Origin of the sequence: Streptomyces sp. NBC_00224, from assembly GCF_041435195.1 — a bacterium.
In the GTDB taxonomy this organism is placed as follows: domain Bacteria; phylum Actinomycetota; class Actinomycetes; order Streptomycetales; family Streptomycetaceae; genus Streptomyces.
In genome coordinates this window covers 4,939,064-4,965,005 of the sequence record NZ_CP108106.1, presented here as the reverse complement: position 1 = coordinate 4,965,005, position 25,942 = coordinate 4,939,064, and the positions used below count along the sequence as shown (strand labels likewise).

At 71.8% G+C, this 25,942-nt stretch carries 21 protein-coding genes, 1 tRNA gene, 1 other RNA gene and 2 pseudogenes; 14 read left to right on the top strand and 11 right to left on the bottom strand.

Going from position 1 to position 25,942, the window contains the following annotated elements:
• Positions 1-46: 46 nt before the first annotated feature.
• The 6 genes from OG965_RS22155 to ffs form a co-directional block, all read right to left on the bottom strand.
• Positions 47-958 carry a phosphoribosylaminoimidazolesuccinocarboxamide synthase gene (locus OG965_RS22155; RefSeq protein WP_371653822.1) on the bottom strand — a complete coding sequence of 304 codons (912 nt, stop codon included), beginning with the start codon at positions 956-958 and terminating at the stop codon, positions 47-49.
• Positions 959-1,054: 96 nt separating this feature from the next.
• Positions 1,055-2,518 carry a N,N-dimethylformamidase beta subunit family domain-containing protein gene (locus OG965_RS22150; RefSeq protein ID WP_371653821.1) on the bottom strand — a complete coding sequence of 488 codons (1,464 nt, stop codon included), beginning with the start codon at positions 2,516-2,518 and terminating at the stop codon, positions 1,055-1,057.
• Positions 2,519-2,818: 300 nt separating this feature from the next.
• Positions 2,819-4,465 carry a hypothetical protein gene (locus OG965_RS22145; protein WP_371653820.1) on the bottom strand — a complete coding sequence of 549 codons (1,647 nt, stop codon included), beginning with the start codon at positions 4,463-4,465 and terminating at the stop codon, positions 2,819-2,821.
• A gap of 346 nt (positions 4,466-4,811) precedes the next feature.
• The gene (purD, locus tag OG965_RS22140) at positions 4,812-6,095 is read right to left on the bottom strand and encodes a phosphoribosylamine--glycine ligase (RefSeq protein WP_371653819.1); all 1,284 of its coding nucleotides are present in this window, start codon (positions 6,093-6,095) and stop codon (positions 4,812-4,814) included.
• 61 nt (positions 6,096-6,156) lie between these two features.
• On the bottom strand, positions 6,157-8,427 hold the full coding sequence (locus tag OG965_RS22135) for a DNA polymerase III subunit gamma and tau (RefSeq protein ID WP_371653818.1): 2,271 nt from the start codon (positions 8,425-8,427) through the stop codon (positions 6,157-6,159).
• Positions 8,428-8,582: 155 nt separating this feature from the next.
• An RNA gene (gene ffs / locus OG965_RS22130) (signal recognition particle sRNA small type) lies at positions 8,583-8,681 on the bottom strand.
• A 71-nt stretch (positions 8,682-8,752) separates the two neighbouring features.
• Here ffs and OG965_RS22125 point away from each other — a divergent pair.
• From OG965_RS22125 to OG965_RS22090, 8 genes and pseudogenes are all read left to right on the top strand, one after another.
• Positions 8,753-8,840 (top strand) — tRNA-Ser (locus OG965_RS22125).
• 96 nt (positions 8,841-8,936) lie between these two features.
• Positions 8,937-9,830, top strand: a complete 894-nt coding sequence (locus OG965_RS22120) for an RNA polymerase sigma-70 factor (RefSeq protein WP_371653817.1) — start codon at positions 8,937-8,939, stop codon at positions 9,828-9,830.
• A gap of 57 nt (positions 9,831-9,887) precedes the next feature.
• Positions 9,888-10,664 (top strand): SDR family oxidoreductase, encoded by a 777-nt coding sequence (locus tag OG965_RS22115; RefSeq protein WP_371653816.1) that lies wholly within the window; start codon positions 9,888-9,890, stop codon positions 10,662-10,664.
• A gap of 12 nt (positions 10,665-10,676) precedes the next feature.
• A pseudogene (locus OG965_RS22110) lies at positions 10,677-10,784 on the top strand (restriction endonuclease); the annotation flags it as partial.
• Positions 10,785-10,826: 42 nt separating this feature from the next.
• Complete coding sequence (locus OG965_RS22105; protein ID WP_371653815.1) at positions 10,827-11,105, top strand: CopG family transcriptional regulator; 279 nt, start codon at positions 10,827-10,829, stop codon at positions 11,103-11,105.
• Positions 11,102-11,527 (top strand): PIN domain-containing protein, encoded by a 426-nt coding sequence (locus tag OG965_RS22100; protein ID WP_371653814.1) that lies wholly within the window; start codon positions 11,102-11,104, stop codon positions 11,525-11,527. Before OG965_RS22105 ends, OG965_RS22100 begins: the two co-directional genes overlap by 4 nt.
• Positions 11,528-11,792: 265 nt before the next feature.
• Positions 11,793-13,631 (top strand): DUF262 domain-containing protein, encoded by a 1,839-nt coding sequence (locus OG965_RS22095; RefSeq protein WP_371653813.1) that lies wholly within the window; start codon positions 11,793-11,795, stop codon positions 13,629-13,631.
• A gap of 169 nt (positions 13,632-13,800) precedes the next feature.
• Complete coding sequence (locus OG965_RS22090; RefSeq protein WP_371653812.1) at positions 13,801-13,944, top strand: hypothetical protein; 144 nt, start codon at positions 13,801-13,803, stop codon at positions 13,942-13,944.
• Between the two features lie 135 nt (positions 13,945-14,079).
• On the opposite strand, the pseudogene OG965_RS22085 reads toward OG965_RS22090, so the two are convergent.
• The 5 genes and pseudogenes from OG965_RS22085 to OG965_RS22065 form a co-directional block, all read right to left on the bottom strand.
• Positions 14,080-14,266 (bottom strand): annotated as a pseudogene (locus tag OG965_RS22085) (DNA-binding protein); the annotation flags it as partial.
• Positions 14,248-14,481 carry a hypothetical protein gene (locus OG965_RS22080; RefSeq protein WP_371653811.1) on the bottom strand — a complete coding sequence of 78 codons (234 nt, stop codon included), beginning with the start codon at positions 14,479-14,481 and terminating at the stop codon, positions 14,248-14,250. The pseudogene OG965_RS22085 and the gene OG965_RS22080, both read right to left, overlap by 19 nt.
• Positions 14,456-15,730, bottom strand: coding sequence for an ATP-grasp domain-containing protein (locus OG965_RS22075; protein WP_371653810.1), 1,275 nt, complete (start codon positions 15,728-15,730; stop codon positions 14,456-14,458). Before OG965_RS22075 ends, OG965_RS22080 begins: the two co-directional genes overlap by 26 nt.
• A gap of 33 nt (positions 15,731-15,763) precedes the next feature.
• Complete coding sequence (locus OG965_RS22070) at positions 15,764-16,231, bottom strand: pyridoxamine 5'-phosphate oxidase family protein (RefSeq protein WP_371653809.1); 468 nt, start codon at positions 16,229-16,231, stop codon at positions 15,764-15,766.
• An 85-nt stretch (positions 16,232-16,316) separates the two neighbouring features.
• Positions 16,317-17,342 (bottom strand): dipeptide epimerase, encoded by a 1,026-nt coding sequence (locus OG965_RS22065; RefSeq protein WP_371653808.1) that lies wholly within the window; start codon positions 17,340-17,342, stop codon positions 16,317-16,319.
• A 520-nt stretch (positions 17,343-17,862) separates the two neighbouring features.
• On the opposite strand from OG965_RS22065, the gene OG965_RS22060 reads away from it, so the two are divergent.
• Genes OG965_RS22060 through OG965_RS22035 form a run of 6 tightly spaced genes read left to right on the top strand, consistent with a single transcriptional unit; the run spans position 17,863 to position 25,942 of the window.
• Complete coding sequence (locus tag OG965_RS22060; protein WP_371653807.1) at positions 17,863-19,206, top strand: SUMF1/EgtB/PvdO family nonheme iron enzyme; 1,344 nt, start codon at positions 17,863-17,865, stop codon at positions 19,204-19,206.
• Between the two features lie 11 nt (positions 19,207-19,217).
• Entirely contained in the window at positions 19,218-20,651 is a 1,434-nt protein-coding gene (locus OG965_RS22055) for an MBL fold metallo-hydrolase (RefSeq protein ID WP_371653806.1), read from the top strand.
• Positions 20,644-21,651, top strand: a complete 1,008-nt coding sequence (locus tag OG965_RS22050; RefSeq protein ID WP_371653805.1) for an alpha/beta hydrolase-fold protein — start codon at positions 20,644-20,646, stop codon at positions 21,649-21,651. Before OG965_RS22055 ends, OG965_RS22050 begins: the two co-directional genes overlap by 8 nt.
• Positions 21,652-23,412, top strand: coding sequence for an asparagine synthetase B (locus OG965_RS22045; RefSeq protein ID WP_371653804.1), 1,761 nt, complete (start codon positions 21,652-21,654; stop codon positions 23,410-23,412).
• Between the two features lie 11 nt (positions 23,413-23,423).
• Positions 23,424-24,524 carry a hypothetical protein gene (locus OG965_RS22040; protein ID WP_371653803.1) on the top strand — a complete coding sequence of 367 codons (1,101 nt, stop codon included), beginning with the start codon at positions 23,424-23,426 and terminating at the stop codon, positions 24,522-24,524.
• Entirely contained in the window at positions 24,521-25,942 is a 1,422-nt protein-coding gene (locus OG965_RS22035) for an aldehyde dehydrogenase (RefSeq protein ID WP_371653802.1), read from the top strand. Before OG965_RS22040 ends, OG965_RS22035 begins: the two co-directional genes overlap by 4 nt.

Below are 25,942 nucleotides of genomic sequence, written 5' to 3'. Positions count from 1 at the left end.
AAAGAAGCCCCCGGTCGGATCTCCGACCGGGGGCTTCTTCGTGTGCTCAGCTCCAGCTGGTGCCGGTCAGCTGCTCGTACGCCTCCAGGTACTTGGCGCGGGTGGCGTCCACGACGTCCTGCGGCAGCGGGGGCGGCGGCTGCTCGCCGTGGCGGTCCCAGCCGGAGGCGGCGGAGGTCAGCCAGTCGCGCACGTACTGCTTGTCGTACGACGGCTGCGCGCGGCCGGGCTCCCAGGTCTCGGCGGGCCAGAAGCGCGAGGAGTCGGGCGTGAGGACCTCGTCGGCCAGGACGAGCCGGTCCTCGCCGTCGACGGTCTCGAAGCCGAACTCGAACTTGGTGTCCGCGAGGACGATGCCCCGGTCGCGGGCGATGTCGCGGGCGCGGCCGTAGACGGCGAGGGTCGTCTGGCGCAGCAGCGCGGCGGTCTCCGCGCCGACCTGGCGGGCGACCTCCTCGTAACTGACGTTCTCGTCGTGTTCGCCGACGGCGGCCTTGGTGGCGGGCGTGAAGATCGGCGCGGGCAGCTCGGAGCCGTTGCTGAGCCCCTCGGGCAGGGCGAGCCCGCAGACCGTACGGGACTCGTTGTACTCGACGAGTCCGGAGCCGGTCAGGTAGCCGCGCGCCACGCACTCGACCGGGACCATCCGCAGCGACTTGCAGACGAGCGTGCGCCCGGCCCAGTCGGCGGGGGCGCCCTCGGGGAGGTCGGTGGAGAGCACGTGGTGGGGGACGAGGTCGGCCAGCCGGTCGAACCACCACAGCGAGAGCTGGGTGAGCACCCGGCCCTTGTCGGGGATCTCGGTCGGCAGCACCCAGTCGTACGCGGACATCCGGTCGCTGGCGACCATCACCAGGTCGCCGGCCTCGTTCTGGTAGAGGTCGCGGACCTTGCCCGTGTGGAGGTGGGTGAGGCCCGGGACCTGAATCGGCTCGGGCTTTTCTACAAATCCGGACACGGTTCCTCCGCGTAGATTGATCCAGGAGCGCTTCCGATTCTCTCGCACGTGACGAGTACCCCGTGACAGGGGTTCGTCGCGCTCCGACCGCAGCGGCTAGTCCCTTTTGCAGATGCGGTCGAGGAGGTTGGCGGTGGCGCGCTGGATGCGGGAGTCGGTGTGGCCCGGCCGGTCGAGCGCCGGGGACCAGGCAAAAGTGCCGGAGGCGAAGACGAGCGCGCCGGAGGGGGCCCGGTAGAGGGAGGTCTCCTGGTGCCGCACGGCCCCCTCGCTGTCGCGGTACGGCGAGTGGGCGAGCAGGATGCGGTCCTGGTGCTCGGGGAGCGCGGTGCGCGGGAAGTAACGATCGGCCTCGCCCGCCACCAGCCCGTCGACCTCGTCCCCCTCGCCCGCGCCGGTGGCCTCCCAGAGCCAGTGACCGGCGTTCCGCACGACCAGCGGGGACGGCTCGGGCACCCGACCCGCGTACTGGATCCCCAGCAACTGCTGCTCGGGACGGGCGACTTCGCGCCACAGCGCGGGCTTCCCGGGTCCGCGCCGCTTGCGGCAGGTCAGCAGCCGGTCGGCAACGCCGGAGGGCGAGGGCGCGAGCTCGACCTGCCAGTACAGCGTGTTGGCGGAGAGGAACACCAGCGAGGTGCCGTGCTCCCGGGCGAGCTCGACGGTGCGGCGCATGGGGGCCGACCAGTACTCGTCGTGGCCGGGGAAGACGAGCCCCCGATAGCGGGTGGGGTCGATGCGCCCGGCGTGCAGATCGCGGGTGTCGGCGTACGCGAGGTCGTATCCGTACCGCTCGGCCCACCGGATGAAGTCGTACGCGTGCCCGACGTGCAGCGGCAGCCCCGCACCGGCATAGGGCCGGTCGAAGGACACGGTGATCGCGGCGTCCTCCTCGCCGAGCAGCCGCCCGTCCCCGTCCCAGGCGTGGTAGAGCGAGGCGCCGGTGCGGCCGTCCTCGGGGAAGAGGTTGTAGGCCTGCCAGGTGATGTCGGGCAGCAGGAGCAGCAGATCGGCCGGATGGCTGTCGCGCACGGTGAACGGGATGTGCGACCGGTACCCGTCCGCGGTGGTGAGCACGGCCACGTACGCGCCGATCGAGGCGTACGACGGGACCTGGTAGCGCCACGAGAGCCACCAGTGGTGGCAGGAGACGGTCCGGTTGGCGGCGAGCGGCGCGGGCTGCACGATCCCGGCGAGCCGGGGGCTGGTGGCGACATGGGCGGCACCGTCGCCCCCGTAATGCCCGATCCGATAGATGTCGACCGAAAACTGCTGAGGCGGATCGACCGTGATGTGGAAGTCGATCGCCTCGCCGGGCGCGACGGCCCCGGTGGAGGCGAACCCCTTGATCTGCTGCCGTACGTCGTCGGCGGTACGGGGCCCGGAGGCGCTGCCGGTGCCGGGCCGGGCGGGCTCGACGTACCAGGGCACCACGTGCCCGGTGTCGTCGAAGTAGTGCTCCCCACCACGCAGCCAGGGCAGCGGCCCCTGCCCGAAGGGATCGGAGACGGCATGCGCGAGCGCCCCCGACTCCCACCGCCGGATCTGCTCCGCCCCCATACCACTCCCCTCCTCCACTCCCCCGACGCCGCCGGTCAGCGGTCGGTCTCCAGCACATCACATAACGCACGCACTCCGTCACTGTTCGTCGTGAATTGACGTGATACGGAAGGGCGTACTCCGTTTAGGGGGCCGGGCGCGGACCGTCTGTGGACCTTCTGGCCCGGTGTGCGTCTGCGGGTTGTGCGTGGCTGAGCGCGCAGTTCCCCGCGCCCCTGAAAGCGCCCCTCCGGGGCGCCCAGGGGGTTGCCGCGCAGTGGCATACCCGGGGCGCAGCCCCCGGGAAGGGCGAGGCCGGGCTCAAACCAGCCGCACCGGCTTCTCCGCCCGTACCCCCACCCCCACCAGCCACCGCCGAAGCGGCTCCGCATCGCCCTCCTCCAGCAGCGCGAGCACCCGGGAAGCCAGATCCCCCTTCCGCTCCCCGTCCACCAGCAGCGCGGGCCCGTCCAGCCAGTCGAGCCCCGGCGCCGCCCCGGCCGTGTCGACCGCCGCGCAGCACACCATCGCCGTGACGTGGTCGGCGAGCAGATCCCGTCCCGTCCGCGGCGGCTGGAGCGGGAAGAGCGGGACCGAGTCGCCCCACACGTCCGCCGAGGGCAGCGGCGGACCCGCCGCCTCCTCGACGGCCACGGCCGCCTCGATACCCGCGGCCAGCGCCTCCCCGTCCTGCCCGGCGAGGTGCTCCAGCACCCGCGCCAGCGTCGGGGCGGCGGGCGCGGCGGGCTCCGCACCGGGCCGTGTCCCCATCCCGTCGAGCACGCGGTGCAGCCGGGCCGCCTCCGCACGCCACTTCCGGTCGACGACTTCCTCCGGATAGTGCTGCCAGTCCACCGGCGACCAGTCGGGCCCGGGCTCGGCCGGACCGCCGTGGAACAGCCGGGCGGCGAGCAGCGAGGCCGCCTCGTCGGCCGCCCCCGGCTCCTCCAGGAGGTCGCACGCGGGCCGCTCGCCGAGCCGGGACGCGAATCCCTCGGCCAGCCGGTCCCGCCGCGACAGCTCGGTCAGCGCCGAGACGACCCCGGCGTCGAGCCGGGAGGGCCACCGCCCCATCCGCCAGGCGGGCAGCGCGACCCGGGTGAGCAGCCGGTCCCAGCCCGCGTAGGCGAGCCCGACCTGCTCCTGGGCGACGATCCGCAGCCCGTAGTCCACGGTCTGGGCCCGCTCGGAGGCCGCGGCCGCGACCCCCCGCTCCATCTCGGCGGCGTGCGACCGGCAGCCGCGCAGCAGCAGCCGCGCGACCGGCCCGACGAAGCCGAGCACCAGCCGCGCGCCCCGGCTCGCGCCGGGCCCGCTGGTCACGGCGACGGCCGCGTCCAGGCCCCGTACGAAACGGCGGGCCGAGGCTATGTCGGGCTGCGCGGACGGCCCGGTGCCGGCCACCACGGGCGCCAGGATGGCCCGCAGCTCACCGACCCGCATCCACCACAGGAACGGCGACCCGATGACGAGGACGGGTGCGGCGTCGGTGCGGCGCCGCACTCCCGGTATGCCCAGCGGGCCCTGGCCCAGCCGCGCCCGTACGGAATGGGCCGGGTGGGTGCGGTCCTCCAGCCAGCTGTCGCAGTCCGGCGTGAGCGCTATGGCCGACGGCGCGGGCACGTCGAGCCGGTCGGCCAGGTCCCTCACCAGCCGGTACAGATCCGGCGCGGAGGACTCGGCCAGCTCGACCGTCGGAGAGAGCGCGGGCCTCGCCCGTACGATCACGGCCGTGACCGCGGCGGCGGCCAGCAGCACCACGGCCGCCGCGCCCGTCACCGCCCAGCGGGCCGTGTCCCAGCCGCGCCCGTCGATCCGGCCCTGCACGTCCGCGACGAGCAGCACGACGGCGACGGCCGCCGGCAGCAGAGCGAAGGCCAGCGCCCGGCTGCGCACTCGCAGCACGGCCAGCGCCCGCGAGCGCGCAGACCGCGCGCCCGCCTCACCACCCATCCCGGTACCGGACACGGCCGGACGTCACCCCCTCTGCCCTGCTTCGGCGTTGCTCACTCCCCCACTGTGGCACCCCCCACTGACATCGCAATGCCGGTGACCCAAGTGCCGGACCGCTCCCGCCGCACCCTAGTTGCGCCCCCGCCACCCGTCATCCGGATGGCCCACCCGTCACTCGATGGAATGGCTTTGGGGTGGGGTTCGAAAAGGGCCAACATCACGCCCCCTCGTTGTGGGCAGTCGTTCCGCTGGGGCGGAACGGGTGGGCACAACGGCCCACGGTCCGCAGAAAAAAAGGGGTCCGGGGCGCAGCCCCGCAAAGGCCGCGCCCCGGACCGGGGCAGCTAGATGGACGCCCGCGTTACACCTGCGCCGCCCGAAGCGCGATATCCGTACGGTGCTGCGCCCCGTCGAGCCGGATGCGCCCGACCGCCGCATACGCCCGCTCGCGGGCCTGCGCCAAGTCCGCCCCGGTCGCGGTGACCGAAAGAACCCGTCCGCCCGCGCTGACCACCGCGTCGCCGTCCCGCCGCGTCCCCGCGTGCAGGACGTACGCGTGCGGCGCGTCCTGGGCCGCGACCTCGTCGAGCCCGTCGATCGGGTCGCCCGTCCGGGGCGTACCGGGGTAGTTGTGCGACGCCACGACGACCGTGACCGCGGCGTCGTCGCGCCAGGCCAGGGTCGGCTGAACGTCCAGCGTCCCGTTGGCCGAGTGCAGCAGTACGCCCGCGAGCGGTGTCTTCAGCCGGGCCAGGACGACCTGCGTCTCGGGGTCGCCGAAGCGGGCGTTGAACTCGATGACGCGCACGCCGCGCGAAGTGATCGCGAGGCCCGCGTACAGCAGCCCGGAGAACGGGGTGCCGCGGCGCCGCAGTTCGTCGACCGTCGGCTGGAGCACGCTCGCCATGACCTCGTCGACGAGCTTGGGGTCGGCCCACGGCAGCGGCGAGTACGCGCCCATGCCACCGGTGTTGGGGCCCTCGTCGCCGTCGAGCGCGCGTTTGAAGTCCTGCGCGGGCTGGAGCGGCAGCACGGTCACGCCGTCCGTGATCGCGAAGAGCGAGACCTCGGGGCCGTCGAGGAACTCCTCGATGACCACCCTCCCCCGTAGCCTGGACGGCACGGGAGGTGCCCCCATGCAGGCCAGCGCGTGCGCGCGGGCCTCCTCGACGTCCTCGGTGACGACGACGCCCTTGCCGGCCGCGAGACCGTCGTCCTTGACGACGTACGGGGCGCCGAACGCGTCCAGCGCCTCGTCGATCTCGGCCGGGGTGGTGCACACATAGCTGCGGGCGGTCGGCACGCCCGCGGCGGCCATCACGTCCTTGGCGAAGGCCTTGGAGCCCTCCAGCTGCGCCGCCTCGCCGGAGGGGCCGAAGCAGGGGATGCCCACGGCCCGTACGGCGTCGGCGACCCCGGCGACCAGCGGCGCCTCGGGCCCGACGACGACCAGGTCGCTGTGGAGCGAGGCCGCGAGGCGGGCGACCGCCTCGCCGTCCAGCTGGTCCACGGGGTGGAGTTCGGCGACCTCCGCGATCCCGGCGTTGCCGGGGGCGCAGTGCAGCGCCGTCACGTCGGGGTCGAGGGACAGGGAACGGCACAGGGCGTGCTCGCGGGCGCCGCCGCCGATGACAAGGACCTTCACGGCAGCCAGCCTAGCCGGAGTGGCGGATTCTCCCTCGTACGGGTCACCGAACCCCGTACCGCTACTCGTTCGTATATTCCTCCACCACCGTCGCGCCGAGCTCGCGGACGATGAGGTCGTGGCCGGAGAGCGCGTTGTCCACGAGGTCCGGGTCGTCGTCCTCCGGAACGTCGTCCTCCGGGCGCACCGGCGGCGGCTCCTGCGCCACGGGGGGCGCCTGCCTCGCGGGGGCGGAGGCCTGGGACGGCTGCTGTACGGGGGCGGGCGCGGCCTGGGGCGCGGGGGCGGCCGGGGCGGGCGCCTGGGAGCGGGAAGGGCCGCCACCTTGGGCCCCGTAGCCGGCGGGGTTGCCGGAGCCGCCGCCGCCGAAGTTGCCCGCCGCGGCCGGGGGCTGGGAGCCGCCGGACGGGTCGATGATCGCCTCGACCTTCCACTGCACGCCGAAGCGCTCGCCGAGCACCCCGCGCAGCACTTCCTCGCTGCCGCTGCTCGCGAAGTTGTCCCGGGCGCCCGCGTTGATGAACCCGAGCTGCAGGGTGGTGCCGTCGAATCCGGCCACCTGCGCGTTCTGACTCAGCAGGATCCAGGTGAAGCGCCGCTTGTTCTTCACGGCCTCCAGGATGTCCGGCCACATGTTCCGTACGTGGACGGCGCTGCCGGGGTTCGCGGCGGGGGCCGCAGCCGGGGCCGGGGCCTGCGCGGCCGGGGCGGGCTGGCCCGGGGTGGAGGCGGAGGGCCAGGCTCCGGCGCCGCCGGGGGCGGGGGATGTGGAGGGTGCGGGGCTGGGGGCGGCGGGGGCGGCGCTCCCGGAACCGGAACCTCCGGCACCCGGCCAGGCGCCGGGCCGCTGGGCACCGCCGCCCTGACCGCCGCCCTGACCGCCTCCGGCACCACCGGGAGCGGCGGCACCGGGCCAGGCGCCCGGGGCGGGGGCCTGCGAGACGGGCTCGGGAGCGGGTGCGGGCGGGGCCGGGGCCTGGACCGGCGGGGCGACGGGGGCGGCCGGAGCGGGCGCCTGGGGCGCGGGCGGGGCGACCGGGGCGGCGGCACCGCGCGCGGCGGCCCGGGCGGCCTCGGGGCCGTGTCCAGCGGGCGCGGGGGGCATGGGCGGATGGGCCTCGGCCCCAGGTACGTAACCCATCGCGGGCCCGGTCCCCGCACCCGGCTGGAAGTGGGCGCCGCGCTCCAGCCGGTCGAGCCGGGCACGGACCGAGCGCTCGTCGTCGTACGCGGCGGGCAGCAGCACGCGCGCGCAGATCAGCTCCAGCTGGAGCCGGGGCGAGGTGGCGCCCCGCATCTCGGTCAGCCCGGTGTTGACGAGATCGGCGGCCCGGCTGAGCTCGGCGGCGCCGAACACGGACGCCTGGGCCTGCATGCGCTCGACGACGTCGACGGGCGCGTCGATGAGCCCCTTCTCGCCCGCGTCCGGGACAGCGGCGAGGATGACGAGATCCCGCAGCCGCTCCAGCAGATCCGCGACGAAGCGGCGCGGGTCGTTGCCGCCCTCGATCACGCGATCCACGACCTCGAAGGCGGCGGCGCCGTCACCGGAGGCGAACGCTTCCACCACGGAGTCGAGCAGCGACCCGTCCGTGTAGCCGAGGAGGGAGGTGGCCATGGCGTACGTCACACCGTCTTCGGCGGCGCCGGCGAGGAGCTGGTCCATGACGGACATCGAGTCACGCACGGACCCGGCCCCGGCGCGCACGACGAGCGGCAGCACGCCGTCCTCGACGGGAATGCCCTCCCGCCCGCAGACCTCGCCCAGGTACTCCCGCAGGGTGCCGGGGGGGACGAGCCGGAAGGGGTAGTGGTGGGTCCGCGACCGGATCGTCCCGATGACCTTCTCGGGCTCGGTGGTGGCGAAGATGAACTTCAGGTGCTCCGGCGGCTCCTCGACGACCTTCAGCAGGGCGTTGAAGCCCGCCGAGGTGACCATGTGGGCCTCGTCGATGATGTAGATCTTGTACCGGCTGCTTGCCGGGCCGAAGAAGGCCTTCTCGCGCAGCTCACGGGCGTCGTCCACACCACCGTGCGACGCGGCGTCGATCTCGATGACGTCGATGGACCCGGGCCCGTTACGAGCGAGGTCCCGGCACGACTGGCACTCGCCGCACGGGGTCGGCGTCGGCCCCTGCTCACAGTTCAGGCACCGCGCGAGAATCCGCGCACTGGTGGTCTTCCCACAGCCGCGCGGCCCGCTGAACAGGTACGCGTGATTGACCCGGTTGTTCCGCAGCGCCTGCTGCAGCGGGTCGGTGACATGCTCCTGCCCGATGACCTCGGCGAAGGACTCCGGGCGGTAGCGGCGGTACAGCGCAAGGGACGACACACCTACGAGGTTATCGGGGCGGACTGACAACCGAACCCGCGTCGCCGTACGCGGGGGCCACCGGGCGGGCCACCCGCCCCGGTCCGCCACCCACCGGGCCGACCGGGCCCGGCCCGGACCCCGGCCGCCGAGGGCCTCCACAGAGGGCCTCCGCAAACGAAAGCGCCCCCCACGCACCCGCCAGAGCCGACCTACCCTTGCTGCCTTCCGGCCCTGGGGGAGTTCAGTCAGATAGCGCCACGTGAGGGGCTCCGCACAGGGTACCCGATCCCTGACCGGGGAACGAGTTCGCGAGCACCCCTCAGCGTCTTGTATTGTTTGCGGCGGAGGATTCGCCTAGTGGCCTAGGGCGCACGCTTGGAAAGCGTGTTGGGGGCAACCCCTCACGAGTTCGAATCTCGTATCCTCCGCCAGTGCCTCACCGGGCACGATGTCGAAGGGCCCCACCGCTTGCGGTGGGGCCCTTCTTCGTTCGTGGCCTCCCGTCACCACCCCACTAGCGTGGGGTCATGGACATGGCGCAGGAATTCGAGAGCCACCGACCACGGCTGTTCTCGCTGGCGTACCGGATGCTCGGCTCGGCGGCCGAGGCCGAGGACACCGTGCAGGACGCGTACCTGCGCTGGCACGGAGTCGAGCCCGGCCAGGTGGCCGCGCCGGGCCCGTGGCTGGCCAAGGTGGTCACCAACCTGTGCCTGAACCGGCTCACCTCCGCCCGGGCGCAGCGCGAGAAGTACCTCGGGCCCTGGCTCCCGGAGCCGGTAGGGACCGATGCCGGGGTGCTGGGGCCGATGGAGACGGCGGAGCAGCGGGATGCCGTGTCGTTCGCGGTGCTGACGATGATGGAGCAGCTGTCGGCCCCCGAGCGGGCCGCCGTGGTGCTGCGTGACGCCTTCGATTACAGCCACCGGGACATCGCGGGCGTCCTTGACTCCTCGGAGGCGAACGCGCGCCAGCTCTACCGTCGGGCCAAGCAGCGCCTGGCCGACGGTCGGCCGCGCTTCACCACCTCGCGGGAGCAGGACAGCGAGTTGCTCGCCCGGTTCCTGGCCGCCGCGGCCGAGGGTGCGATGGCTCAGTTGGAGCAGTTGCTCGCCGACCAGGTGGTCGCATGGTCGGACGGCGGCGGCAAGGTGAGTGCGGCCCGTCGGCCGGTGGTCGGGCGGGACAACGTGGCCCACTTCCTGGTCGGTCTCTTCTCCCGGTGGGTGAGCGGCGCACAGATCGGGTTCGCCGAGGCGAACGGCGTTCCGGTGGTGGTCAGCTGGGAGGACGGCGAGCTGACCGCGCTCGGGGCGCTGGAGCTCGGCGAGGGCGGGATCACCGGCATCCGGATCGTCCGCAACCCGGACAAACTGACCTTCCTCGCCACTCAGCTCGGGGAACTGTCACAGAACGCCTGACCCGTCGGTTCTTCCTCAGTGACAGCTACCCCGACAGGCTGAGCGAGGCTGAGACTGATGACCAACGACACGATCATGGTGACCGGCGCGACGGGCGTGCTCGGCCGCGAGGTGGTGGAGCGGGCCCGCCGCACCGGCCGCCCGGTCCGCGCGCTCACCCGCAGGAACGTGGTGCCGGACGACTCCGGGGTGGCCTGGTACACCGGCGACCTGACCGCCGGCACCGGACTGGACGAGGCGCTCGCGGGCGTCCGCACGGTCATCCACTGTGCGAGCGACATCCGGCACTTCAAGAACGACATCCCCGGCTTCCAGCACCTGCTGGAAGCCGGGAAGCGGGCCGGCGTCGAGCACGTCGTCAACATCTCGATCGTCGGCGTCGACCGGATCCCGTACCCGTACTACCGGGTCAAGCTGGCGGGCGAGCGGCTGCTCGCCGCCTCGGGGATCGGCTGGACCAACCTGCGGGCCACCCAGTTCCCCGCGCTGCTCGACCTCGCCTTCGGGGCACTGTCCAAGCTCCCGGTGGTCCTCGTGCCGTCCGGCACCGACTGCCAGCCGGTCGACCCGGGCGAAGTGGCGGACCGCCTGGTCGAGTTGTCCATCGGCGCCCCGGGCGGCCAGGTGCCCGACTTCGCCGGCCCGACCGTGTACCCGGCCGCGGGCCTCGCCAAGGACTGGCTGCGCGCGGCCGGCAAGCGCCGCGTCGTCCTCCCCGTGTACGTCCCCGGCAGGATCGGCGCCGCCTGGCGCGCCGGCCACCTGACCGCCCCTGCGCAGGCGCTCGGCAGGCGCACCTGGGAGCAGTACCTCGCCGAGCAGGCCACCCGCTGACCCCGCGACCTGCCGCTCATTGGCCCTCAGCCGGGCGCCCGTCCCATCGCGGCGGCCCACCGCTCCTGGCACACCGGCCAGGTCTTCCACGGCGCCCCGCGCCCCGCCACCGCCGCCTGACGCGCTGGTAAGGGATTCAACACCGGGAGTATGGTCCCTTGTATGGCAACCAAGAAGGTGACGGTGACGATCCCCGAGGATCTCCTTGACGAGATCCGCGCGGAGGCGGCGGAGCGGGGCCTGTCGGCGTACGTGGCCGAGGCGCTGCGCTTCAAGCGCGACCGTGACCGGCTGTGCGAGCTGGTCGACTGGCTGCAGGAGGAACACGGTCCGGTAACCGAGGACGAGCGCGCCGCGGCATTCGAGGAGCTGGAGGATCTCGACGCCGAGCACGAGCGCCGCCGCGCCGCCGGGAAGCACGATGCCGGAGAGGCCGCGTGACGAAGCGCGCCGGTGAACCCGGGCAGCGGCCCCTACGTGTCTTCGTACTCGACTGCGAGGCCCTGTCCCTGGCCGTGCGCGGCGACCGGAGGATGATCGCCTGGCTCGACCTCGCGGCCCGGGGCGAAGCCGAGGTGGTGACGTCGCCGATGACGCTGATCGAGGCGTACGACGGCCGGACCACCGAACAGCGCTGGGACTGGGTGCTGTCCCGGCTCAAGGTCGCCGACATCGGGAAGGACGAGGCACGCCAGGCCCGCCGACTCCTGGCCGACGCCGGGCTGCACGGTCACAAGTACGCGATCGACGCTGTCCTCGCCGTCATCGCGCGGCAGCAGAAGGGGCAGGTCACCGTCTTCACTTCGGACGTGGACGACCTGGAGAAGCTGGTCCCGGACACGATCGTCCTCAGGAAGGTATGACCCGGGCGCTCTGGTGGCCCGAAGGCCGCTGTGTCCCGGTCGGCGCTGGATCGCCGGCGCCGTCCGTTCCGTATCGCTCGCGGCGGGAGTAAAGACGCCCGGCGAATCCGCAGGCGTATATGCGCCTGGCCTGCCCCTGATGAAAATTTGAGCTGTCTTGCATTTCTGGCACCCGATGTCATGACACCCAGTAGTTTTTCCGTGACACGAGGCGAGTCGACCTCCGGTGCCCACCTCTGGTGCCCGGCAGCCTCAAGGAGCCGATGTGCCCGACGAAGCGTTCAGCATCGACAAGCGGCCACTGCGGGATCTGCTGCGGCAGGTCGAGGTCGGCAAGGCCCAACTGCCGGAGTTCCAGCGGGGCTGGGTGTGGCCCTACCCGAACATCGCGAGTCTCCTCGCGTCGATCTCGTTGAGTTATCCCGTCGGCACCGTCATGTTGCTCAAGGCGGGTGGCGACGTCCGGTTCAAGTACCGGCCGATCGAAGGAGCCACCCCGGTGGGTGAGCCCGAGCCCGACACACTCGTACTCGACGGGCAGCAGCGGCTGACGTCGCTGTTCCAGGCTCTGAAGCTGAAGGGCCCGGTGATCACCCAGGACTTGCGCAAGCACCAGGTGTCGGGCTGGTTCTACGTCGACATGGTCCAAGCCCTCGACGAGAACAGCGACCGCGAGGACGCCATCAGGTTTCTGCCCGAGACCCGCAAGGTCCTCAATTTCCGGGGCCAGGTCGTCGAGGACTACTCCACTCCCGAGCTCGAACACGAGGCTCAACTCTTCCCGCTCCACGCGGTGTTCGACGGCGGTGACTGGGGTTACGCGTTCATCGGCCACTGGCATGGTGACAAGGACAAGTTCAAACTGTGGCGCGACTTCAACGAGGCCTTCGTCCGCCCCTTCGACCGCTACCACGTGCCAGTCATCGAACTCGGGCAGGCGACCCCACGCCAAGCCGTGTGCCAGGTGTTCGAGAAGGTCAACACCGGCGGTGTCACCCTGACCGTCTTCGAGTTGTTGACCGCCACCTACGCGGCGGACGAGTTCGATCTGCGCAGCCACTGGGAGCGGGAGTGCCGGGCCGCCTGGAAGGCGCCCGAGTACCGCATCCTTCGAGAGGTCTCCAACACCGACTTCCTCCAGGCGGTCACCCTGCTGGCCACGGCCGAGCGGCGCGGGCGCGAGGCGGAACGCGGAACGGAAGAGGAGCGGCTTCCACGCATCGGCTGCAAGCGCAAGGACATGCTCGCCCTGTCCCTGGAGGACTACGTACGCTTCGCGCCGTCCGTCATCACGGGATTCAAGGCAGCGGCGAAGTTCCTGCACCAGCAGTTCCTCTTCGACACGAAGTTCCTGCCATACGGGACACAGTTGATACCGCTTGCCGCGATCCTGGCCCTGGCGGGGGACGCCGCACAGAGCGCCGGAGCCCAGCACAAGCTCGCCCGCTGGTACTGGTGCGGTGTGTTCGGGGAGCTCTACGGCGGCTCGACCGAAACCCGCTTCAGCCAGGATCTGCCGGACGTCGTCGACTGGATCCGCGAGGATGCGGCCGAGCCCCGGACCGTCACCGCGGCGCAGTTCGCCCCCGGACGCCTGCTGACTCTTCGTACGCGCAACAGCGCTGCCTACAAGGGGATTTACGCACTCCTGCTCAAGGCGGGGGCCCTGGACTGGCGCACCGGGGAGAAGGCCGAGATCACCGGGTACTTCGACGAGTCCATCGACATCCACCACATCTTCCCCAAGACATGGTGCGAGAAGGCCGGATACGCCCCCGCCGACTACAACTCGATCATCAACAAGACTCCGTTGACCGCCCGCACCAACCGGATCATCGGAGGGGCGGCTCCCTCCGACTACCTGGGCCGTCTGGTCAAGACCGCGCAGACCCCTCATGAAGGCGTCGCCGAACGCATCCACTCCCACCTGGCCGAACCGGAACTCATGGCCACCGACGACTTCGACGGGTTCTTCACCGCTCGCAGAGCGGCGTTGCTCCGCAGCATCGCGGTCGCGATGGGCAAGCCGATCCTGGACGACGAATCGAGCGCCGAGGATCCGGGAATCAACCTCGACACAGCGGACGACACCGACGATCTGTGATGAGCGAGGTCTCGTACGCCCTGTGATCAACTCACGGATGCAAATATCGTGATTCAGGCATGAAGGGGAGTGAATCAGCCGAATGCGGCCGCAAGGAGAGCGGTGAGCTCCTCTGCCCGGTGACGATGGGTTCGAGATGGGACACCTTCGGCCGGACAGGGGAGGACGAATGGGTAAGCAGGTCAAATGCGGGTCGACCAAAACCAAGACCGGCAAGCGGTGCCAGAACCCGGCGATGATCGGCTACGCCCGCTGCCAGTTGCACCGGGGCGACTGGACCCCGCCGCAAAAGAAGAAGACCAAGAAACGCTGATCCTGCGGGATACGGGGTGGGCCGCCGATGCATGGCAGGATCCGCCCGCCTCTCCCTCCGGAGGTGCATCGACGAGTCGGACCGTGATCGATCTGGACGACGGGCTGGTCGCCGACGTGGCTCAGACCCTCAGGCGAGTCTCGCCTTGTCGGTCCGGCGATGCGTGGCCTCGATGATGGTGAGCGCGCTGATCACCACTTCCATACCGCGCTTGCGGGCCTCTGCGATCAGGGCGATCACTGGCTCGTGGTCGTCGACGAGCTTCGAGAGGCCCTCGCGGTCGAGGACGCGAGCCCTCATGAGTCAGCGTGCGGCGGGCCACCGGCCCCCCTCGGTGAACACCTCATCGAAGACCAGCCGGGCGCGTTCCTGCTCCTGCTCCGAGATGGGGCCCTTGCGACGCTCGTGGTCAGCCAGATACTCATCCAGGATCTGACCACGCAGCTCACGCTCGACTGCCGCCGCGACGAAGGCGGAGAACTCGCGCTTGCCCACCCGCTGCCTGATCGCTTCAGCCGTCCCCCTCCTCAATGTCATAAAACCCCTCCCCCTCCCACCCCCGAATCGTCGCGTGGTCCCGTTCCACCACCTTCGGGTCCTCGTGGATCAGGTAGACCGCGCCGGGGCGGGTGAAGAGGTCGGTGGTGCGGGGGATGTAGGCGCCTGCCTTGGGGGCGGGGGCCAGGAGGCTGTGGAAGGACGGGAGGGTGTGGAGCGGGGTCCAGTCGAGGTCGCGGCGGAGGCGGCCGCTTCGGGGGCAGATGAAGCTGACGCCCCGGGCCGCCCGCTGGGGCGGCGGCGGGGGGCCGCCGCGGGCGTACAGGTCGGGGTCGAGCAGGGCGTGGACCGCCTCCGTCACCGGGTTGCGGCCCGTCGCCCGGGTGATCGCCGAGAGGTCCGCCGTGCCCTGGAGGCGTGCGGCCGTCTCCACCAGGCGGGGGCCCGACGGGGTCGCGATGACCTCCGTGTGGGACGGGCCCCAGGTGTTGCCCACCGAGGTGAGGACGTCTCGTACGTACGCGATCACGCCCGCGGATTCCTGTGACCGGGGGTTCAGGAGTTCCGTGTAGTCGTACACCGGTGACGTGCCCACCACCGTCTTCACCGAGCGCCAGATCTCCAGCACCGTGTGGTGGCCCGCCGCGCTCACGCAGTTGACCATGTACTCGTCGCCCCGCAGATACTCCTGGACCAGGACCGTCTCGTTGCGCTCGCCGTAGATCGACTCGCTGCCCAGGAGCTTTCCGGCCGCGCTCGCCGTCTCGTCCGGGTCGGCGCAGAAGAGCACGCCGTCGGTGCCGCCGCTGCGCAGGGGCTTGACGATGACCGGGGCGCCGCCGTGGAGCAGCGCCACCTCCCGGGCCTCCTCCGGTGTGGTGACCGTCGCGTGCCATGCCGCGGGGACCCCGGCCGCGGCGAGCGCGCGCTGCATCTCCTGTTTGTCGCGGCGGGCCGCCGACGTCGCCGGGTCGTTGTGCCGGGGCAGGCCGAGCGCGGCCGCCAGGCGGTCGGCCAGGGCCACGCCCGAGTCCGTGCCCGCGATCACCCAGCCCACCCGGTGCGGGCGCAGCGCCGCGAGCAGGGCCGCCAGGTCGCCCTCGTACGCGTAACAGGCCTCGTACGTCTCCGGTGCGAACGTGCGCAGATGGGCCGCCGAGCGTTCCGCCCGGTTCTCGACGTGCACCGCGCCGATCCCGTACGCCGTGAAGGCCGGGGCCAGCAGCGCGCCCGTGGAGTGGCCGTCCACCACGATCGCCACCCGGTCGTTGATCGTCTGGATCGGCATCGTCGTGCCCCCAATTCCGAGTCGTCGGGCCTTTCAGGCCAGCCAGGCGCCGTCCTTCATCAGCGTGCGGCCCGCCAGTTCGTTCACCTCGCGCCATGCCTGGACGCGCTGCGGGGCGACGTGGAAGTACAGGTACTCCTGCTTCTCCTCGCGCGGGTCGAAGCCGGTCTTCGCGGCGAACGCGTCCGCCGACTCCGGCTCCAGCACGCCCTCTTCGACCGGTACGGCATTGCCCTCGACCAGCACCACGTCCCGGGTCGCGCCGAAGGCCAGCCGTACGGCGGCGTTCGCCACGAGGTTGCGGCTCGTCGGTGCCGTACGGACCGTCGAGATCAGGAACGTCGTGCCGTCCCAGAGGAACGAGAGGGGGACGAGGTAGGGCGTGCCGTCCGCCGAGGCCGTCGACACCCAGGTGTCGACGTCGTTCTCGAAGTGCTCACGGGTGTCCTTGATCCGCTCGTCGAGCGTGCGCGCTGCTGAAGGAGTCGCTGAAGGAGTCATGGTCATGAACCTAGCCCAGGCTCTTTCTCAACATGCCTGTAGGCAGGGGTCGTTGGCTGCCCCGGACCATCACCAGTCCCCCCGCTCACCCCCACAGCTCCCGCGCCGGCGCCTGGAGCCGGCCGTCCTTCGCGGGCATCCTCGGCTCCACGTCGTCGACCAGGCGCAAGTGGCCGTCCAGGTCGACGAACTCGGCCAGTTGTGCGGCGTGGAAGCCGACGGCGGCGGAGAGCGAACTGCCGGGCAGACAGCCGACCATGATGCGCAGGCCCTCGCGGCGGGCGCGGCCGATGATGCGCAGGGCGGCGGTGAGTCCGCCGCACTTGTCGAGCTTGACGTTGACCCCGTCGTAGAGCCCGCGCACCCGCTCCAGGTCGTCCTCGGTCTCGAAGGACTCGTCGGCCACGATCGGCAGGGGGCGCGGCAGTCCGCGCAGACCCGGCTCCGAGGCCGCGTCCACGGGCTGTTCGAGCATGCGGACGCGGTGCTTCTCCAGGAGCGGCAGCATGACGCGCAGAGTGTCCAGGTCCCAGCCGCCGTTCACGTCGACGACGATCCGCGCGTCCGGGCGGGCGGCGCGCAGCCGCTCCAGGCGGTGTACGTCGTCGTCGGCGTCCGGGGAGCCGAGCTTGAGCTTGAGGATGCGTACGGAGCGGCTCTCGGCGATCTCCTGCTCCAGCTGCTCCGGGTCCGCGAGCGAGATCGTCGTCATGATCTCCAGCGGCCTGGGCTCGGGCGTGCCGAGCAGCCGCCACACGGGGACGCCGGCGCGTTTGGCCGCCAGGTCCCACAGCGCCGCGTCGAGCGCGTTGCGGGCGGCGCCGTGCCGGAGCCGGGAGAGGAGGTCCGCGCGGTCGGCGGTGCCGCTCTCGACGAGCGGGCCGATCTCTTCGAGTTCGGCCACGGTTTCCTCGGCGGAAACCTCGAAGAAGCTCTCGAAGGGCGCTCCTTCACCTCGTCCGAGATGAGCACCCTCGCGTGACTTCTCACGTGACTTCTCACGTAACTCGACGCGTACGACCGTGCACGTGAGGTCATGGCCGCGCGCGTATGTGTAGGGAAGTCCGAAGGCAATCTCCTGGCGTACCACTGCGAACTGCAATGAATCCACGCCGAGGACGGTAGCTCAGCCTCCGCTAAAAGCGACAGGGGATGATTGAACATTTTAGTTGTGATCTGCGCAACAGTTGTTTTCTGGCCAGGTCCTGGCTTGTCAATTACTCCGCGGCAGTCAATCCAAAACCATCCGAACAGCGGAACCCTTGATCCACTCATCGAATACTCCGCTGTCAAGGCGACCGAATCGGCCCCGTCGGCACGCAATTGATGATCGTATGGTTGACGGAGCCGCGGAGGGCACGGAACATGTTTTGGGTCGGCAAGCGGTTGCTGTCCGACCGCTACCTGCCGGCGGTCTTGTCATTTCCTATGTGGGAGGAGGCTGATTCTGATGTCGGAAAAGGACTTCATGGGAACGCGCGACAACGAGCAGGACACCACCAAGTGGTAGTCCCGTTTTAGCGTTTCAGCGACGCGAACAAGATGAAAAGGCCGCCCGCACCCTCCAGTGCGGGCGGCCCCTCAGCCCGGAGGGGAGAACAACTGTGGTCGGCAACCTTCCATCCACGACCGTGGAACTGTCGCCCGAGTTTCTTGAGGTGGACGGGTCCGACGACACCCGGTACTGGGAGTCGGTCCAGTCCGTGGTGGAGCTCGCCGACCGTCGCGGCCGGGACGCCAAGGGTGTCCCGCTGCTGGTCAGCCTGGCTGTCCAGCACCCGGAGTGGCCGGTGCGGGCGGCCGCCGTCAGGCTGCTCGCGGAGCACCACCGGGACGACCCTGCTGCCGCGTCGGCGATCGCCGGCGGCACCCACGACCCGGTCGACTGGGTCGCTTTCGCCTCCCTGAAAGTGATCACCCAGTACCGCATCAAGGCGGCCGTTCCCGATCTCATCCGCATTTCCGGCTGGCCGAGCAATTTCGCCCGCGAGGACTTCTCCCGTAAACCGGTCGGCTGCGGCGCCGCGTTCACCAAGAGAGCCCTGCTCACCATATTCGGCACCCGGGACCCGGAAGAGCTCCGGCGTCTGGAGGACGAATACTTCACGGACATGCGTGCGCGCATACGCACACATGCGGCGCGACCGCGCAGGACCGAGGACGCGATTCTGATACCGGCTGGTCCTTTTCTTGCCGGAACCGCCTCCGCGCAGAGCGGCCCTTTCCGCATGAAGCAGGACGACAATCCACTGCGGGCGGTCGAGCTGTCGGCGTACTACATCGACCGGACCACCGTCACCAATGCCCGCTACGCGCAGTTCCTGGAAGAGGCCGGGGAAAGCGGTGTGTTCGACCACCCGGACCAGCCGGAGGACGGCCGGAATCACCGGCCCGCACACGCCCACGACCCCCGGTTCAACGCGCCGGAAATGCCGCAGGTGGGAATCGACTGGTACGACGCGTGGGCATTCGCGAATTGGGCGGGCGGCTCGCTGCCGAGCGAGCTCCAGTGGGAGAAGGCGGCGCGCGGGACGGACGGCCGGACCTACCCGTGGGGGAACACCTGGGATCCGGAGCGGGTGAACTACGTCGAGCGCTCCTACGGGCGGCAGGTGGCCGACCTGGACGAGCTGGAGGCGCTGCTGGTCACCACTACCCACGACGACCGGCCCGCACACCCGGTGCTGCCCGCCGACAGCCTTCCCGGGGGCGCGAGTCCGTACGGCGTGCTCCAGATGTCCGGGAACGTCTGGGAGCTGACCCGGACCAACTTCTACACGGGCGACGACATGGACCCGTTCTTCAAGGGCCGCCACCCGATGGAGTTCATGAACCGCAAGGACGCCTTCCATGTGCTGCGCGGCGGCACCTGGACCTCGCCGCTCGCCTGTCTGACCACGTTCTACCGGGGCAAGGACCTGATCACCGATCTGCACAACGAGGTCGGGTTCCGCTGCGTCTACGAAGCGGAATGAGAGGACGACCGATGCGGCTCACCTCCCTCGGCCACGCGGCCGTCCTCATCGAGACCGGCGGGCGGCGCATCCTCGTCGACCCCTGGCTCACCCAGCGCCTGGACCGCTTCTGGGAGCACCACCCGGCGCTGCCGGACGGCCTCGACGAGGTCCTGGACGGCGGCGTCGACCACATCGTCTTCAGCCACCACCACTTCGACCACCACCACTTCCCTTCGCTGACCCGGCTGTTGGAGGACGGCGAGGTCGACTTCGACGACAGCCCGCACCGGGCGGCCGAGACCGAGTGCATCTTCCCGGTCGGCCAGATCCCGCCCCGCTTCACCGCGTCGGGCCTGGGCCACCAGGCCATCCCGTGGACCCTGCGCAGGCTCGGCTTCGAGCGGCTGACGCCGGTCACCCCGGGCAACACGGTGCACCTGGGCGACGTCGTGCTGCGCACCTTCGTCTCCCATGTGCCGTTCCCCGAGATGAGCGTGCTGGTGGAGACCGAGGAGGCGGTGGTGATGCTGTGCGGAGACTCGATCCTGCACGAGTCGACCGTCCGCCACTTCACGGGCCCCGACGCGCGCCCGATCGACGTCGCCTTCGTCCCGGCGCACAGCGTCTCGCCGCCCGGGGTGCTCACCGAGCGCAGGCCGCTCGTCGAACCCGAGGCGGTGCGGGCCCGCGCGGTCGCCAACTTCGACCGGTACGTGGAGACGCTGGGCGCGGCCGTCACCGTCCCGTCCTCCTTCGGCTGGAAGGTCAGCGGCGAGGGGGAGCAGGACTACGGCTGGTGCAACCGCACGATCTTCCCGTTCACACCGTGGGAGGCGCTCGGCCGGCTGCGCGAGCTGGGCCGCGAGGGGCTGCTGTGGGGGCCGGGGCAGGTCCTGGAGGTCGCGGGCGGCAAGGCCGAACTGCACAACGGGCCGCAGGTGCCGCAGGGTTACGACTTCGAGGCGGTGTACGCCGAGGTCGCCCTCGACCCGGATGCCGAGGTCCCGGCCTTCGACCCCGAGCGCGACCGCGTCGGCCGCCAGACCCGCGGCTCGCACCGGCTGCTCACCGAGGTGATGGAGCTCGTGGTCGGCACCGACTTCTGGTACCGGGCGCTCGACAGCGGCGCCACCCACACCCTCTCGCTCCGCGACGACAACGGCTCCACGCACACGTACCTCCTGGAGCCGGTGAGCGGCCGCATCAGCCATCTGGGCCCGGGCCCCGCCCGCGACCACCTCAGCCAGGACAACGGCTACACCGAGATCGCCGCGAGCACCCTCCAGGCGCTCCTGGACAGCGAGTTGCTCTTCGGCAGCTCGTACGGGCTGTGGGCGAGCAACAGCAATCTGCTCTCGGCGGTCTTCCACCACCCGGCGTACTACACCCGCCAGGTCGACCGCGCGCTGAGCGCCACCGGCACCGACGCCCACACCGACCGGGGACCGGTCGCGCATGCCTGAACCGCTGGGGACCCGTGTGGTCGTCGAGCACACCAGCGCCTGTCTGCGCGACAACCCGCTCGGCGACCCGGCCACCCGCCGCATCGAGGTGCTGCTGCCGCCGGGGTACGACGAGTCGGCGCGCCATCCCGTCGTGTACTGGCTGCCGGGCTTCGGTGCCCACCCGACGTTGACGACACGCGCGTTGGCGTTCGGACAGGCCCCGGCGGACCGCATCCACCGGGCCATGGCGCGCGGCGACATACCGGCCGCGCTGATCGTGGTCCCGGACGCCACCACGGCGTACGGCGGCTCGCAGTACATCGACTCGCCCGCCTGCGGCCGCTACCTCGGCCACCTCGGCGAGGTGGTGGCCGAGGTCGACCGGCGCTTCCCGACGCGGGCCGAGCCCCGGTGGCGGGCGGTGGGCGGCAAGTCCAGCGGCGGGTACGGGGCGGTCCTCGCCGCGATGCGCACCGACCTGTTCGGCGCGGTCCTGGCGCACACCCCCGACGCCGGGTTCGAGCACAGCTATCTGCCGCTGCTGCCAGGCGTCCTGGACACCCTGGAGGCGGCCGGCGGCATCGAACGGCTGCTGGACAGAAGGGAGTCGGGGCCGCACGACACCGCGTTCATGGTCGCCATGAGCCTGCTCGCGATGGGCATGTGCTACGCCGACAAGCCCGGCACCACGCCCGCCGACGCGCTGCCCTGCGACCCGCGCACGGGCGTGTTCCGGCCCGACGTCTGGGAGCGCTGGCTGCGGCACGACCCCGTGCGGACGGCCTCCGCGTTCGCGGATCGGCTCAAAGCACTGCGGCTGCTCTACCTCGACACCGGGCTGCGGGACGACTACCACATGCACTGGGGCGCCCGGGCGCTGCACGCCGTCTGGCAGGAGCAGGGCATCGCGCACGAGTACCAGGAGCACGACGGCGGCCACCACGGCATCGAGCACCGCTTCCTGACCTCCCTGGCCCTGCTCGGCCGGGTGTGGCGCGGGAGCGGACAGGGGGACTGAATGTGCGGGATCGCGGGCTTCATCAGCCTGGACGGGCCGCGCGAGCGGCCGTGGCTGGCCGCGCTCGGCCGGACGCTGACGGAGGCGCTGCACCACCGGGGCGAGTCGGCCGCCGAGCCGTGGGTCTCCCCGGACGGCACGGTGATGCTCGCCTGCGTACGGCTCGCGGTGCGCGACCGCTCGGCCGCCGGCGACCAGCCGATGGCGTCGCCGGACGGGCGGGTGACGCTGGTCAGCAACGGTGAGGTGTACGGGTCGCGGGCGCCGCTGCCCGAGCCGTGGCCCCGGCGCACGCACTGCGACACCGAGTTCGTCCTCCAGCAGGTGAGCCGGGGAGACGACCCCGAGCCCGTACTCGCGGGCCTGGACGGCATGTTCGCGCTGGCCTGGCACGACGAACGGACCGGCCGCACCACGCTGGCCCGCGACCACTTCGGGGTCAAGCCACTCGTCTACTGCTACACGGCGGGCGGCCTGCTCTTCGCCTCCGAGCCGCAGGCCCTGCTCGCCACCGGGCTGATCGCGCCGGAGGTGGACCGCACCGAGTTCGTGCTGCGGTCCTGGGTGCGGATGGACGCGGCGGACGAGCGGACCTGGCTGACCGGGGTGCATTCGCTGCAACCCGCCGAGTATCTGGTCGCCGAGGGCGCACGGGTGCGGACCGGGCGGTACTGGCGGGCCGCGTTCGGGGACGAGCCGGTCGGGGCCGAGGAGATCCGGGCCGCCTTCGACCGGGCGGTCACCCTGCGGGCCGCGGCCGACGTGCCCCGGGCGGCGGTGCTCAGCGGCGGCGTCGACAGCTCCGCGATCTTCGCCGCGCTGCACACCCGGGGCATCGGGCTGCGGCCGTACGTCGTCCAGTACGAGGAGGGCATCGGCGGCTCGGACAGCGACGTCGAGCACGCCCGGATCGTGGCCGGGCAACACCAAGTCCCGCTGACTGTCGTCGAGTTGTCGCGCCGTGACGCCGTGAAGCTGATCCCGGAGGTGGCCGGGCGGCTCACCCGGCCGATGCTGCACGGCGCCGAGCTCGCCATGTACCAGCTGTACGAGCGGATCGCGGCCGAGGGCCAGGTGGTCGTCTACTCCGGCCACGGCGCCGACGAGATGTGGGGCTACCAGGACGGCGGCTACTTCCCCGTGGTGGCCCCGGACGCGCCGACCCATCTGCACGGCCGCCACTACCTCACCCACCGCCTCCACCCCGACGAGCGGCCGCTGTGGGGCGAGCTCGTGGAGTGGATCGCCGGGCGGCTCGACGTGGACATGGGCGAGATCAGGGAGCGGGTGTGGGAGCGGGTGCTGCGCGAGTACCGCTCGCCGGACACCCTCGACCCCCTCAAGCGCGGCCGCCACCATCTGATGCGCCGCTTCCTGGTGTACGTCAACGACATGGTCGACCTGACCTCGTCCACGTACACCCTGGAGGACCGGCCGGTCTTCCAGGACGTGACGCTCGCCGAGCTGGCCTTCCGCTCGCCCGAGCACCTCAAGAGCACCGGGGAGCCCGGCAGCCACAAGGACCTGCTGAAGAAGGCGCTCGGCGGGCTGCTGCCGCCGTCCGTGGTCCACCGCCGCAAGCAGGGTTTCCCGGCCCCGTCCGACCCGTCGTACCGCGAGGCGCTGCGGGCGCTCGCGGACGAGCAGGGCATGCCCTTCGGGCTGCCGGAGCCGCCCGGGCCGCTGAAGGACGCCCTCGGCACCGGTGAGCTCATGTACCTCGCATCCGCCTCGGCCTGGCTGGCCGGAACAGGGAAGTAGGAAACACCACGATGGCCTCCACCGAACGCTGGCACTGGCGGACCGTGCACGACGCGGCCGCCCTGGAGGACGTACCGCCGCACCTGGGGCCCCAAGAGGCCCAGGAGTGGTGCAACTTCACCGTGTGGCACCCCGAGCGGCTGCCCGCCGGGTGCGACAGCGCCACCACCACCCTGCGCAAGGAGGCGCCCCCCGGCCGCACCGGCCAGGACTCGGGCCGCACCCCGTGGTCGAGGGCGAACCCGGCCGCGTTCCGCACCGAGATCGGCGGGGGCGGCAGGCGGCTGCGGCTCAAGCAGTTCCTGTACGACTGGGCGTTCCCGGCGGCCGACCACCCGGCGCTGTGGGGCAGCGAGACCCTCACCTTCCCGATCGGGGAGGGCCGGGTGGTGTGGCTCGGCACCGACTATCTGGGGCACGCGGCGGCGTCGGCCCGGATGAGCCGGACGACCGTCGAACTGTCCGTACTGGAAGGGGAGTTCACCGGCGAGGAGCTGGTGGAGCTCTACCGCTCGCTGCGGCCCGCCGTGCCCGGGGTGCCCGCACGGGTGATCGGCACACCGTTCGGCGAACTCAGCTACTGGGCGCGCCACCAGGACGTCGACATGGTGTCCGTGCCGACCGGCCTGTTCACCTTCCACCGGCGCACCCGGCCGCACGAGGGCGACTGGGTGGGTCCGGACGAGCTCACCGGCTTCCTCGCCGACCAGCGGCTGCCCGCCCTGCTCGGCGGCTTCCCCGCCGACAGCGCGGCCGTCTTCGCCGACGCCGACGGCTCCCGCGAACTGGAGGTGATCTACACCTCCGCGGGCGGCGACGAGCTGCGTCTGACCCTCCAGCGCCCGGGCCGCGGCCGGATGCCGTTCCCGCCGCAGCGCGAGAAGCACCCGGCGCGCGCGAAGGAGATCGGCCTGGACGGGCGGACGCTGTACCTGGCGTACGTCGACGAGGGCGTCGGCCCCTTCGACGCGATGTGGCACGACGTGCACGCCGGGGTCGAGGCCAGGCTGCTGAGCAGCGCCCGCGAGGGCCTGGACAAGCAGTTCGTCCTCGCCCTCGTACGGGAGGTCCTGGCCGCCGCGCCCCTGACGGGGAAGGGGTCCGTCCTGTGACCTCCGGCGGGGAAAGGGAGTTGTACGACCCCGCGACCGGCGAGGTCCACGGCCGCCTCCCCGACAGCACGCCCGCCGAGTGCGCCGAGGTGGTGCGGCGGGCGGCGCGGGCCTTCGACGGCTGGTACGCGGCCGGGCCCCGCCACCGCGCGGACCGCCTGCACGAGCTGGCCGACGCGGTCCACGAGCGGCGGGCCGACTTCGTCGAGCTGGAGCGGCGCGGCGCGGGCAAGCCGGTCGCGCGGATCGGCGGCGAGGTCGACTTCGCGGTGCGGGCGCTGCGCTGGTTCGCCGGACAGGCGCTGCGCCCGGCGGGCGAGGTGCACCCGTCGGCCCTGGGCATGCGCGCGTACACGGACCGGATCCCGCTCGGCGTGTGCGCGGCGGTGGTCCCCTCCAACTACCCGCTCCTGATGGCCGCCTGGAAGGTGGGCGGGGCGCTCGCGTACGGCAACACGGCCGTCGTGAAGCCCGCGCCCGAGACCCCGCTGAGCGTGCGGCTGCTGGTGGAGCTCGGCGGGCGGGTGCTGCCCGAGGGCGTGCTCGGCGCGGTGTACGGCGGCGCGGAGGCGGGCCGGCTGCTGTGCACGCTGCCCGAGGTCGCGGCCGTCTCCTTCACCGGCTCCACGGCGGCGGGGCGCGAAGTGGCGGCGCGCTGCGCCGAGTCCGTCAAGCGCGTCTCGCTCGAACTGGGCGGCAAGAACCCCCTGGTCGTCTTCCCGGACGCCGATCTGGCGACGGCCGCGGCCTCGGCAGTGGAGGCGTTCACCGGGAACTCCGGCCAGATGTGCGTCGGCGTCTCCCGGCTGATCGTCCACGAGAGCGTGCACGACGACTTCGTACGGGAGGTGGCCGCGCGGGCCTTCGCGCGCCGCGTCGGCCCCACCGACGACCCGGGCACCGAGCTCGGCCCGCTGATCACCCGCCGGGCCGTGGAGCGGGTCGCGTCGGCGGTCGAGGAGGCGGTGGCCCACGGCGTCAGGGCCCTGCTGCCGCCCGGCCAGAAGGACGTACGGCCGCCGCTCGACGGGCAGTTGAGCGGCGGGTACTACGTCTCTCCCGCCATCCTCGACGAGGTGCCGGGCACGCTCCGGGCCTGGCGCGAGGAGTTGTTCGGGCCGGTCCTGGCGGTGCGCTCGTTCCGCACCGAGGAGCAGGCGCTGGCCCTGGCGCACGACACCGAGTACGGCCTGTCGGCGTCCGTGTGGACGGCGGACGGCGGGCGCGTCGAGCGGTTCGCGCGGCGGCTGCGGGCCGGGATGCTCTGGTTCAACACCTGGGGCGACACCGACGAGCACATCAGCGTGGGCGGCATCGGGCAGAGCGGCTACGGCCGTGAGCTCGGGGTGCACGCCGCCGAGCAGTACACGCACACGCGGGCCGTCTGGATCGGCCACCCGGACTTGGAGGCGAGCTGA